This window comes from Adhaeribacter rhizoryzae, assembly GCF_008629685.1.
GTDB lineage: Bacteria > Bacteroidota > Bacteroidia > Cytophagales > Hymenobacteraceae > Adhaeribacter > Adhaeribacter rhizoryzae.
The window spans coordinates 259,686-272,052 of the sequence record NZ_VWSF01000004.1 but is presented as its reverse complement, the minus strand read 5'-3'; the positions used below and the strand labels follow the sequence as shown (position 1 = coordinate 272,052).

11 protein-coding genes are annotated in these 12,367 nt (G+C 42.8%); 3 read left to right on the top strand and 8 right to left on the bottom strand.

Features of this window, described 5'->3' with window-relative positions; all coding sequences use genetic code 11:
• Positions 1–12: 12 nt before the first annotated feature.
• Complete coding sequence (gene tamL, locus F0145_RS08075) at positions 13–2,493, bottom strand: translocation and assembly module lipoprotein TamL (protein WP_449369390.1); 2,481 nt, start codon at positions 2,491–2,493, stop codon at positions 13–15.
• A gap of 14 nt (positions 2,494–2,507) precedes the next feature.
• Between tamL and F0145_RS08070 the strand changes: the two genes are divergently transcribed.
• Positions 2,508–3,260, top strand: coding sequence for a TrmH family RNA methyltransferase (locus F0145_RS08070; RefSeq protein WP_150087801.1), 753 nt, complete (start codon positions 2,508–2,510; stop codon positions 3,258–3,260).
• 239 nt (positions 3,261–3,499) lie between these two features.
• Here F0145_RS08070 and F0145_RS08065 read toward each other — a convergent pair whose 3' ends face one another.
• The 7 genes from F0145_RS08065 to F0145_RS08035 all read right to left on the bottom strand — a co-directional run bounded on the left by F0145_RS08065 (position 3,500) and on the right by F0145_RS08035 (position 9,939).
• The gene (locus F0145_RS08065) at positions 3,500–4,615 is read right to left on the bottom strand and encodes an outer membrane beta-barrel protein (RefSeq protein WP_150087800.1); all 1,116 of its coding nucleotides are present in this window, start codon (positions 4,613–4,615) and stop codon (positions 3,500–3,502) included.
• 13 nt (positions 4,616–4,628) lie between these two features.
• Positions 4,629–5,456 (bottom strand): hypothetical protein, encoded by an 828-nt coding sequence (locus F0145_RS08060; protein WP_150087799.1) that lies wholly within the window; start codon positions 5,454–5,456, stop codon positions 4,629–4,631.
• A 3-nt stretch (positions 5,457–5,459) separates the two neighbouring features.
• On the bottom strand, positions 5,460–5,993 hold the full coding sequence (locus tag F0145_RS08055) for an RNA polymerase sigma factor (RefSeq protein ID WP_150087798.1): 534 nt from the start codon (positions 5,991–5,993) through the stop codon (positions 5,460–5,462).
• 313 nt (positions 5,994–6,306) lie between these two features.
• Positions 6,307–6,666, bottom strand: coding sequence for a CoA-binding protein (locus F0145_RS08050; protein WP_150087797.1), 360 nt, complete (start codon positions 6,664–6,666; stop codon positions 6,307–6,309).
• A 122-nt stretch (positions 6,667–6,788) separates the two neighbouring features.
• A complete protein-coding gene (locus tag F0145_RS08045) occupies positions 6,789–8,357 on the bottom strand; it encodes an NAD(P)/FAD-dependent oxidoreductase (RefSeq protein ID WP_150087796.1) in 1,569 nt (522 codons plus the stop codon).
• A 208-nt stretch (positions 8,358–8,565) separates the two neighbouring features.
• Positions 8,566–8,910 carry a hypothetical protein gene (locus F0145_RS08040; protein ID WP_150087795.1) on the bottom strand — a complete coding sequence of 115 codons (345 nt, stop codon included), beginning with the start codon at positions 8,908–8,910 and terminating at the stop codon, positions 8,566–8,568.
• Between the two features lie 66 nt (positions 8,911–8,976).
• Positions 8,977–9,939: a tryptophan 2,3-dioxygenase family protein gene (locus F0145_RS08035; protein ID WP_150087794.1), complete on the bottom strand. Its 963-nt coding sequence runs from the start codon at positions 9,937–9,939 to the stop codon at positions 8,977–8,979.
• Between the two features lie 273 nt (positions 9,940–10,212).
• Between F0145_RS08035 and sdaAB the strand changes: the two genes are divergently transcribed.
• Together sdaAB and F0145_RS08025 are read left to right on the top strand one after the other, a co-directional pair.
• Positions 10,213–10,887, top strand: coding sequence for an L-serine ammonia-lyase, iron-sulfur-dependent subunit beta (gene sdaAB, locus F0145_RS08030; protein ID WP_150087793.1), 675 nt, complete (start codon positions 10,213–10,215; stop codon positions 10,885–10,887).
• Positions 10,888–10,890: 3 nt separating this feature from the next.
• Positions 10,891–12,366 (top strand): TolC family protein, encoded by a 1,476-nt coding sequence (locus F0145_RS08025; protein ID WP_150087792.1) that lies wholly within the window; start codon positions 10,891–10,893, stop codon positions 12,364–12,366.
• Position 12,367: the final 1 nt, after the last annotated feature.

Below are 12,367 nucleotides of genomic sequence, written 5' to 3'. Positions count from 1 at the left end.
TTTGCAAAATATTTAAAACGGGTAGCCGATACCCAGGTTAAAAGCCATGTTATAATAATTATCGGTTTTAAAGATGGCCGTTTTATCCAGCACAAACCTTTTGCCCAGCGGCAGGGAAGGGTCGTAAACCTTGGCCGAAAGATCGATGCGGGCAATAAGAAAAGTAAAATCGAACCGGAGACCAAAACCGGTACCTACCGCAAATTCTTTCCAGAAATCTTTAAACTCGAACTGGGAACCGGGTCGGGCCGGATCTTTGGTCAGCATCCAGACGTTTCCGGCATCCAGAAACACGGCACCGTTTACAAAGCTGAACAGGTTAAACCGGTATTCCAGATTACCTTCCAGCAGCAATTCTCCTTGTTGTTCGCTTTGAATATCCCGGCGGTAAGTAACGCCATCGGCTTCTAATTCCAGGCGGCCCAAAGAATCGCGGCTAATCGGGAAATAAGAACCCGGGCCTAGGCGGCGCGGCCGGAATGCCCGCACACTGGTACCGCCACCGGCGTAATAATAGCGATCGTAAGGCAAATAATCGTTTTTATCGAAAGCGCGGGCCAAGCCAATATTTAGCCGGGACACCAAAAAAGTAGTATGGGCTAATTTAAAATAACGGCGGAAATCGGTGTTAAACCGGTAATATTTAAAAACTTTTAAATAATCATTATTTAACGATATAGAATCCTTGCCCCGGAAAGCCAGGCTGCCTAGCAAACCCGATTCTTCTATGAAAAACCGGGTAAAAGTAGCATCCAAGGTATGGTTATAATTATTGGTATTATACACGCGGGTATAATTCATGCTGGAAATAAAAGAAGAGGCAAAACTTTTTTCGTAAGTGGTTGGTACTTCCCGGTTCTGCTCGGGCCGGGCATTTATCAACCGCTGACTAAATCCGGGGTCGATATTATTTGTGGAGTTTATGCTTATATCAAAAGGGGTAAAAACATGTTGCAGTTGGTTCGAAATCTGCCAGATATAATCGAAGGTGGTTTGCTGGTTGGTACGGGTAAATTCCTGACGATCGATGTACGTATAATTTAAATTAACCCGGGTTCGCGGGCTATACCGGACAAATAGCCGGTTGGTGTTAAAAGGCATTAAAAACTGCGGAAAAATAACGGCCATGTTGGCGCCAAGCTCAGTAGTATACACCGATCCGGGTCGCTGGGCATTATCGCGCCGGCCATTTAAAGCAAACTGGCCTTCTAAACCACCCCGTACACCTACTTCAAACAATTCGGCCCCACCAAAAATATTACGGGCCGTTAGCCGCAGATTACCAAAGGGGCCGGGCAGGTTGGCGCTGTAACTCAAACCGGCTTCGGTGGTTTCCTGAAACCGGCGGCTGGGATTGGCATTAATATAAGCTGTTAGTAAAGCTGGGTTAAGGGTATCTACCTGGTAATTAATGCTCAAAAACCGAAACATATCTAAATTGGTCAGGAGCCGGTTGGTAATAGAAGTGCGGCGCAAACTGTACCGCTGACCGGGGCGCAAAGCAATTTTTTTATCGATGATGCGGGGCGAAATACGGTGGTTGTAGGCGAGGTAATAATTGCGGTTAAACAAAACGGTATCGCGTTCCAGGCCAAAGCGTTCTAAATTGGCATCGGCTTTAAAATATACTTTGCCCAACCTGAAAAGCTGGTGCGGAATGGTATCATTATCGTTGTTAATGGTTATTTGCAGCCTTACCTGGTTGGGCTCAAAGCTGGTATCTACATCGGCTACAATATATTGCTTTTTAAACTGGTAATAGCCCAGGTTCTTCAAAAGCAATTCAATGCGGTCGCGCTCTTTTACCAGTAATTCTTCGTCGTAGTGCTGGTTTACTTTCACCAAAGCTTCGGCACGGGTAGAATCTATTATAGCGGCTACGGCCTTGTCTTTTATGTTGTAATTAACCTGCGAATAAGTGTAGGGCACATTTTCCTGAATATTATAATTCAGGGTTAATTTTTTATTCTGCGTTTCGGTGCTAAAAGAAGCGGCGTGCTTAAAATAACCCTTGGAGTTTAAATAATTATGAATCTGCTGGAGGGTGGCCTGGGCTTTAAGCGAATCGTAAATTACAGGCGGTTCGCCAATTAGCATAATGGAGTTACCTTCTTCCAGGTGCTTGGTTATCCGGGAAACTTTTTTCTCGCGTTTTTGCAATAATCTATCAATACGGCTAGTATCGGTACCGGCTCGTTTTATTCGCTGGTCCATTTCGGCCCGTTTTTGCACCAGGCGCTGCTCTATTTTTTTGGGGTTGTAAAATTTCTTACCAAAATAATAAATAGATAAATAAGGGGTTGCGCCCAGCACTTTACGGTTGGGGCGTTGCTGGTACAAAGCTATAATCCGGTTGAGGTCGTTTTCTTCTACGCCCCGCAGCTTTATTTTGTATAAAAGCTTTTCGTTATCGGCCAGCTGCTGGGTAGGAACGCAGCTACCCAAAAATAATATTGTGATTGAAAATAAGAATATGTAAAATCGAAGTTTCAAAAGCAGTTGCCGCTATGTTATCGAAAGCCTTAGTAAAATATATTAACTCCCTGCAAATAAAAAAATATCGGCTAATTCACCAAGCCTTCCTGGTAGAAGGGGCAAAAAGCGTGCGGGAATTGCTGCATTCAGATTTTGTCATTGAAAAGCTTTTTATAACCGAAACATTTTATCAATCCAATACCAAAATCCTGCACAAAGGTTATGCTTATGAAATTATTACGGAAGAAGATTTAATAAAAGCGGGCACCTATGCCTCTAACAACGCGGCGCTGGCCATTGCTAAAATTAAAAAACCAGAACCGTTTAATCCTTCTCAAAATCTTTTTACCATTGCTTTGGATGATATTCGGGACCCCGGCAATTTAGGTACTATTATCCGGTTGGCCGATTGGTACGGTATTAAAAATATTATTTGTTCTCAAACCTGCGCCGATTTTTATAATCCCAAAGTTATAGCGGCCACCATGGGTTCTTTTTGCCGCGTTTCGGCTACCTACGTAAATTTACCCGAATTTTTAGACCAATATTCCAGTAAGTTTAATATTTACGGTGCCGCTTTAAACGGCCAGAATATTCATCGGCTGCAATTGCACCCCGAAGGAATAATAGTAATGGGCAACGAAGCAAATGGTTTAAGCCCAGCCGTGGCCGAAAAAGTAAAAAACCTGATTAAAATTCCGGGATTTGGCCAAGCCGAATCGTTGAATGTGGCTACGGCTACGGCTATTTTGGTAGATAATTTTTATAGGAATATTGAGGAATAATTAAAAAGTTTGAATAATAGTTAAGATACTGATGTACAATATTTTATATTTCAAAACTTTTGATCCCACCTTTGTCATTCAGGAGGAAACTATTTAGTTACCTGCCAAATAGGTTCCTCCTGAATGACACGGGTGAGTTGCTTGAACCGCAATATTAGTAAATCTAAACTTCTTTGTATTGAACAAAAAAGGAGCTTTAATCAGCTCCTTTTTTATTTTCTTTACCAAAGCAACAGATTTTAAATCCGAAAACCAAAGCTGATGACATTCATTTGCGGACCGCGGTTTTCTTTAAATAAATTATTCAGGTTATACTTGGTGTATACTTCGAACTTGCGGTAGCCGATGGCAAAGTTAACGCCGTACTGAAAATCTTCTAAGTTGTAACTGCTGCGTTCTTTGTCTTTTTCGGTGTCGCCTTCCAGTTGGTATTTAAGTTTGGTGTGGCTGCCCAGGCGATAACCTACAAATCCGCCCATGCCAATTTTGAAGCCGTCTTTGCCATTTTTCTCCTGGAACCGTAACTCGGGCATTAAAGACGCATTGATAGACGAAGTAGCCAGTTTACTTTTCTCTAAAGAGCGGGTGGTTTCTTTTACCATTTTAGATACGCCATTATCGTCTACTAAATAATTATTCTTATCGAACATGTAGTTGTTAAAGGTTACCTCTACGCCGGGTTTCAGGTAAAAAGGGCTGTTCTGGTTGCCAATCCGGATGCGGTAATATTGTGCCAGGTTTACAAATCGTGAGCCCAAAGGCCGTAAGTCGTACATATCGCCGTTGTCTTTGGGGGCATTTACAAAAGTGTTTAAACCCACATCCAGGTAACCTTGCGAAGAAGTGCGGCGTCTGGCTTTTTCTTTTTTAACTTCGGCTTTAACCGAATCTTTATCGACGGTGCTGTTATTCTTTTTATTTTCCTGGTGCTCCACAAAAATTTTAATACCTTCTATAAAACCTTTGCTTTTAGCATTATCGTGCATGGTATTAACCGAGGCCGCCGATAAGGTAATAGTTATGGTTTCGGGAGCATTCGGGTTTTTCTGGTCTTTGGCTGGGTAAAAAGTCATGGTTAGCTCTTTGCCTTCCTGGTGCCGATTGGCTTTTTCCATGTTTTCAATTTGCTCCACGTATTTGCCCAGCATTTGCACCAGCGAATCTAATTTATAATCTTGCAGTGATTTTAGTTCATCGGTATTTTTCACAATTAAGTTCATGCCGGCTCCATTGGGTAATTTTATAAAAATGGTGTCTTTCGGGTTGGGGGCAGTAGTTCTAAATATTTCTGCGCGTAAAGGCAAAGCAGTAGCCGCGACCATTAAAATGGCCAGTATAAACTTCAGGGGTTTCATAATTATTTAAAGATTAGAGTGAGATAACTTTGTTTAATTTCTGTTTAATATTTTCTTTTTCGGAGTTTATTTTTTCAGGGTCCAGGCCTAATGCGGCCAGTTCTACCGGTTCGCCGTTTTTAAGATTACGGGCCTGTTTGTAAATATTTTTCAGCAAGGCCCCTTTCTTGCTAATGCTTTCCCGGAGGTCAGTATCTGCGTTATAGGCAAGCGTTGCATCATCGGTGTTGTCCTGTTTAATCAGCACCTGCACCACCTGGTTGTTTGCATTATTGGCGGCAACACTTTGGTTTTCGGCCGGCGCAATTACTTTGTTTTGTACGGCCAGTGCTGGGGCATTTTCAGTTTCAGGCTTTTCCGGCATTGTAACTGGCAATTCTTTTTCGGTTTTTTTACCAGAAGCTTTCGGTTTAGCTTGTGCAATTTTTACCACTTCTTTCTTTTCGGTAGCTTCTTTCCGGATATTAACAATTTGCTTTTCAACATCAACTTCTGCTGCTTTTTCCACTTGGGCAATTACTGCTGTTTCCGAAGTAGATGGCATTTCTGTTGGTGAGGTTGCCTGCGTTGCCGGAATTTCTGAATTATTTTTTTCCGCTGGTTTTTTAACTTCAGTTTGCGCTACCGAAAGTGTTGGGTCCGAATTATAATTCCGGAAAAGCAACAAACCCGATACCAGCAATATGACCACGCTGGCTGCCGCGTAATAAATCCACATGGTGCGCTCTTTTTTGGGCGGTTCCATTTTGGCTTGCAGGCGCATCCAGGCATCGGCCGAGGGCGGTACCGGCAAATTGCCTAAACGGTTTTTAAATAATTTATCTATTTCTTCTAGTTCCATAATCTAATTTGTCCAAACTTCCTGACCGGTTAACCTTTTTTGCAAAAGAGCCCGGGCTTTACTTAACTGCGATTTAGAGGTACCTTCGGTAATATCGAGCATCTCGGCAATTTCTTTGTGCGAGTAACCTTCTATGGCGTACAGGTTAAAAACGGTGCGGTAGCCGGCCGGTAAATCGTGCAGCAGGTTCAATAAATCTTCTACTGCTAAATCCATTTCGGCATTAGCCTCAGCGGCTACCTGTATGTGTTCTTTTTCAATGGCCAAATGCAACGGTTCTTTCTTCCTTAAAAAGCCCAGTGCTTCGTTAATTACAATCCGTTTCATCCATCCCTCAAAGCTGCCTTTATTTTCAAACTGACCAATATTGCCAAATATTCTTACAAAGCCGTTCAGCATTATTTCCTCGGCATCCATTTGGTTTTTGAGGTACCGAATACAAATACCCAGCATTATTGCCGCGTACTTCTCATACACGAACTTTTGTGCTTTGCCTTCGCCTTTCAGAAGTCCTTTAATTATTTCGGGTTCGCTCACGATGGTGGTAAATGTATTTCGATAGCCTAAATATTGCTGTTTGTTAAGTTAGATGTAAACCGGCGTTAGGTGGTTGCCTGAAGATTAAAAATTATTTTAAAATAAATTACCGTTCCGGGTAAAATGCTTGTAAATAAAACCCTAATAATTTCAGAATGAATATTTTAGGGGAATATCTAAAATTAATATTTTACCTAAAAATAGCCAGTTATTATTTAAGCAGGCTTTTGCTCTTGAAACAGAGAAGAAGAGAAAGAATATTTCTATCTATTAAGCGTGGGACTTTATGGAAGGGCATAAAAAAAGGGGATTATTAATAATCCCCCATTGATAACATAACTAATGTACAACCATGTATGGTTTTTATATTGGCCTCCTGGGCCATTTTTTCTAACTCGTGGTTTTCGGTTCCCGGATTAAAAATAATGCGCTTTGGCTTTAACGATAAAATATACTCGTACCAACTAGGTAAATTATTGGTGCCTACGTACAAGGTTACGGTATCTACACCTTCAATTGGTTTTTTTTCCGTAATAATTTGCTCACCAGCTACTTCACCTTTCCGGATGCCTACGGGTATTACCGGATGGCCATAACGTTTTAATTTATTCGCAGCCAAATAAGCGTACCTAGACGGATTATCGGAAGCTCCCAACACAACAGTTTTCTTCATATTTTAAGATTTTAGTAGTTAGTAATTAGTTGTTAGTTTTATTCTGTTCAAAATGAAAAGAAATTACCAGCAACAGCACTAACCATTTTTCAGGAATTAACTTTTAACTCTTAACTTTAAACCTACTTACGTATTTTTGCAAAAACCTTTTCGGCGCAACGTTCGCCGTCCATAGCCGCCGATACAATTCCGCCGGCGTAACCGGCACCTTCGGCGCAAGGGTAAAGGTTTTTAATTTGCACGTGTTCCAGGGTTTCTCTATCGCGGGGTATACGCACCGGCGACGAAGTTCTGCTTTCTACGCCAATTATCTGGGCATCGTTGGTTAAGTAGCCTTTCATTTTGGTGCCAAAGTGCTTAAAACCTTCCTGCAACCGGTAACCAATGTGTTTGGGTAATAATTGGTGCATATCCACAGAAGTTAAACCAGGCTGGTAAGAAGTTTCTAATAAACTAGCAGAAGTTGTGTGCCGGGTAAAATCGAGTAAGCGCTGCGCCGGAGCGGCTTGGGTGCCGCCGCCCATTGTCCAGGCTTTTTGCTCTAAATCCTGCTGCATTTTTAATCCGGCCAAAGGGCCATATTTCTGCAGGTTTAAATCTTCCAGGTCGATGGCTACTACAATGCCGGAATTGGCAAATTTGGAATCGCGGCGGCTCGGCGACATGCCGTTTACCACTACTTCGCCGGGTGCCGTGGCGGCCGGCACAATAAACCCACCCGGACACATACAGAAAGAAAATATACCGCGCTGTTTATTATCCTGGGTTACCTGGTGCACCAGCGCATACGACGAAGCCGGCAAATAAGGGCCGCGGTCGGCACACTTATATTGCACTTGGTCGATGAGCGATTGCTGGTGTTCTACGCGTACGCCCATGGCAAAAGGCTTGGCTTCGATGAGAATATTTTTAGCGTGCAGCAATTCGTAAATATCGCGGGCTGAATGACCGGTTGCTAAGATGACTGCTTCCCCTTCAAATTTATCGCCGGCGGCCGTTATCACGCCGGTCATGGTGTCGCCTTTTAATACAAAATCGGTAACGCGGGTATCAAAGTGAATTTCGCCACCGGCCTGCAAAATGGTTTCGCGCATGTTGGCGATAATTACCGGTAATTTATTCGTGCCAATGTGCGGATGCGCATCAAATAATATTTCGGAAGTAGCGCCGTGCTGCACAAATATTTGCAATACCCGGTTAATATCGCCCCGCTTTTTAGAGCGGGTATACAATTTACCATCGGAATAAGTACCGGCCCCGCCTTCGCCAAAACAATAATTTGAATCAGGGTTAACAAGATGCTCTTTGTTGATGGCGGCTAAATCGCGGCGGCGCGTCCGAACATCTTTGCCCCGTTCCAGAATAATGGGTTTTAAACCTAGTTCAATGCTGCGCAAAGCGGCAAATAATCCGGCCGGTCCGGCCCCCACAATTATTACCGGGCGGGCGTTGCGCACATTGGGGTATTGGTAAACCGGGCTCAGAATATCGGCCGGAGGCGTAGCCGTATAAACATCGGCTTTTACCCGCATCACCACTTGGTGGCCGCGGGCATCAATTGAACGTTTTAATTTATGTATGGCGGTGGCCTCAGTTTGGGGAATACGGGCCGCTTTTAATATTTCCTGGTTTAGCAGTTCTTCGCTATAAGCCACTTCTGGTGTTACCACCAGTTCAATTTCTTTTTTCATGTGTTAATCGTGTAAGGCAGTTAACCTTAAATAGATTAGTTAATTACTATATAGCCTTGTTAAGCAATATTTGATTAAGGCTGTTTTTACCTGAAAGGTATATAAATACTTTATCTGGTTTGATGTAAAACGTATTCCGGCAATAATAAATTCAAAGGAATGTAAAACCCAAAGATGCTTGACCAAAGTGTTTCTTTAAAACGCTTTGTTATTCACCACAGAATATTTTAGTTACTCGTAATGTAATTGGGTCAAAATAAAGTTTCATATTATCGGAGCCTGCAAAAATCATATTGTATTCTAAAGTATACTCTACTCCATTTTGACCTTGCTTCACAATTATTTCTGCTGATTCTTGGTCTTGCGACCAATACTGATATTTTAAGTCTCCAATTATTTGGCGTGCATCCTTTAGGGTCATACCAACTTTTACTTTACCACAGTTGTCCCAGTACTGTCGTGTTAACTTTTCAGTTTGATAAAAGCCAATTACTTTTGAAATCATACTTATCATTCCAATAAAAGCTAAAACATACAACAATTTTATTTTCATAATATTGTCAACTGGGAATAAGAGTTAGGTTGTAAGATTTTCTATAAGTAATGCAGAAAGGAACTGCTATAAATCTTCCAAAACTTTTTCAACCCAACCTTTGCCCCAATCGTCAATTTCCTGTTCCGACCAGATCTCGGGGTAAAATATTCTTTTTTGAAATTTGGGAGGTAAATATTGCCGCCAGTTGGTGCCGCCGGTAGCTGGTAAAGCGCCGGCTTGCCGCTGTAAATACCGCACCGCCGATTTGTAATGCATCAATGGCCAATTTACATTAATATTAGCATCATTTTCTTTTAACCACCTGATTAACTTGGGGTTTTCCTGGTCTTGCTGCGGTAATTCTTTATACTTGGCCCACACATTTTTATTTTCGTATTCCAAGGCGTGCCGCATCAGAAAATCGGTATATTTTTCTTCAAACTGTAGCAGCGTTAAGGTTTTGGTATTGTCTTCTTCCTGGGTGGCGCCGGCTTTCCAGTAAATGCAGCCCATTAATTCGTCCTGGGTGTTTTGCAGGCCCATGGCTTTGCGCTTTTCTTTATCTACCAGGTTACGCAAATCGGTAGCGCAAATTTCTATCATCCGGAATTGTACCGATTGAAACCCACTGGCCGGCATCAGCGACATCCGGAATTGCAAAAACTGCTGCGGATCGAGGCCGTCTACCATTACATCGAAAGAATCTATTAAATTTTCGAAATAACGGTTAATGCGTTTAAGCCGCATCATTAAAGTGTCGGCTGTTAGGTGGGTATCCTTGCCAATTAATTCGTACTCGTTTAAGCAAAGCTTAAAGTATAATTCGGTAATTTGGTGGTATACAATAAAAACCTTCTCGTCCGGAATATTGGTACGGGGCGTTTGCAACGTAAGCAAAGTATCCAGGTGAATATAATCCCAGTAATTAGTAAAATCGGCGTAATATAATCCTTCCAGGTAATGCGCCAAATCCTGACCCAGCGCATTATATTTTTTATCTAACTTTTTAAGTTGTTCCAACACCTCCGGTTTAAACTCCTGTTCCATGTGCATTAGTGGGTTTCAAGCCTATTTTGCTGTAAACATACTAACAAAATAATATTAAGTTGAAGAACTGACAGACAACCTTTGGTAATTTTTAAGCATCTTACCGGGGTAGGAAGTTAACCTGAAGGGAAAAACGGCATTAATACAAAAGCCGCCTTTTCTGCTTTAGCGTCATTTACCGGAAAAAATCGGCTGTTTAGCTACAAAAAAAGAAATCTTGCTAAATATTTACCATAAATTTCTGAATATTGTAGAGTTATATATAAATGGGACATGGCTGAAAAAAGCAGCATATTTGATATGATTGGTCCGGTTATGATTGGCCCATCCAGTTCCCACACGGCCGGCGTGGTGCGCATTGCGCGGGCCGCTATCCGGGTTTTAGGTTGCCAGCCCGAAACCGCCGAAATTACTTTTTATAATTCTTTTGCCCGCACGTACGAAGGCCACGGCTCCGATAGGGCGGTAATTGCCGGTTTACTCGATTTTAAAACCGACGATATCCGGATTAAAGAATCATTTCGTTACGCCGCCGAAGCCGGGCTGCAATATTCTTTTAAATCAGTGGGCAACGCTTCGGCCATGCACCCCAATACTTTAAAATTAAACCTCAGCGGCCCTAACGGGCAAGTAGAAGTAGTGGGCCAGAGCCGGGGCGGGGGCGTAATCCGGATTGTAGAAGTAGATGGGTTTCCTTCGGATTTTTCGGCTAATTTGCATACTTTAATGATAGAAGCCGATGACGTAAAAGGCAGCATTGCTTTTATAGCCGATGTAATTGCCCACGATGATTGTAATATTGCCACCATGACTGTTTCGCGGCGGGGCAAAAACCAGTTGGCCCGTCAATTTATTGAAATGGATACGGCTTTAAAGCCACTAACCCTGGAATACATCCGGCACCTGAGCTGGATTAAAAATATTACCTATATCCCTAATATTGAATAACCCATGTTAACTGCTACCAAAAAAATATTCCCGTTGCTGGTGTTAATGGCCGGCCTGCAACTGCCCCGGCCGGCACTGGCCCAAAACCAGCCGCAAAACCAGGAGCAGCAGGTAACCAAAACCACCTGGACTTTACAAGAATGTGTAGAACATGCCTTAAAAAATAACCTGCGCATTAAGCAAACCCAGCTAGATGCCCGGTTAACCAATATTAACCTGAAAGGGTCGCAAGCAAATATGCTGCCCAGCGTGAATGGTTCTACCAACTACGGGTTTAACTTTGGCCGGTCCATCGACCCTACCGAAAATACTTTTATCAACCAGCAAATTCAGTCTGCCAGTTTTTCGGTTTCGGCCAGTGTACCCATCTTTAATGGCTTCCAGATTCAGAACACCATTAAGCAAAACCGGATAAACAAAGAAGCCGCCGAAACCGATATTCTTACCGCCCAGAACGATATTGCACTAAATGTAGCCGCTGCTTACCTGCAAATTATTTTCAGCGATGCTTTACTCGAAAATGCGCGGGTGCAATTAAGCAGTTCGCAGCAACAAGCCGAACGGACGCAGAAATTATTCCGGGCCGGCAGTGTGGCCGGCAGCAACGTGCTCGAAATTGAAGCCCAGGTAGCTACCGACGAGCTGGCTATTATTAATGCCCAAAACCAGAAAGATATTGCCGAGCTTAACTTAATGCAGTTACTGGATCTAAAAAAAGTAACTGATTTTGAAGTGGTAAGACCAGATATTAAAGATCCGGGCCAGGAAATAATTAATTTTGATCCGGAAGAAATTTATGGCTTAGCTCAGCAGAATATGCCCCAGGTGCGTAGCGCCGAGTTGCGTGTGAATAGCGCTTTAAAAGGCATTGATATTTCCAAAGGCGCTTATTTACCCCGGCTAGCTATTGGCGGCAATTTAAATACCCAATATTCGAGTGCCCGGAGTTTGTTTTTAGGTACCAATACCTTTGTACCGCAGCCGCTTGGTTTTACAGATGCGGCCGGTACCCAGCCGTTTTTGGTATACGTGCCCGGCCGGGTTTCTCAAAAATATCCTTTCCTGGACCAACTTACCGATAACCAAGGTAAGAGCCTTTTCCTCAGCCTGAATATTCCTATATTAAACGGTTTGCAGGTCCGGAATAACGTGGCGCGCTCGGTGCTAAACCACGAAAGTGCGGTGCTGAATACCGAAATTGTGCGGAACCAACTGCGCCAGAATATTCAGCAGGCCTATGCCGATGCTTTGGCGGCGCAGAAAAAATTTACGGCTACCCGCCGGCAATTAGAAGCCCTGGAGCAAACATTTAAAAATGCCGAAATCCGGTTTAACAACGGCGTATTAAACCCTACCGAGTTTAACGTAGCCCGCAATAATTTTATCCGGGCCCAAACCGATCTCATTCAGGCAAAATACGATTACACTTTCCGACTAAAAGTTTTAGATTTTTACCAAGGCAAACCCTTATCGCTTTAAT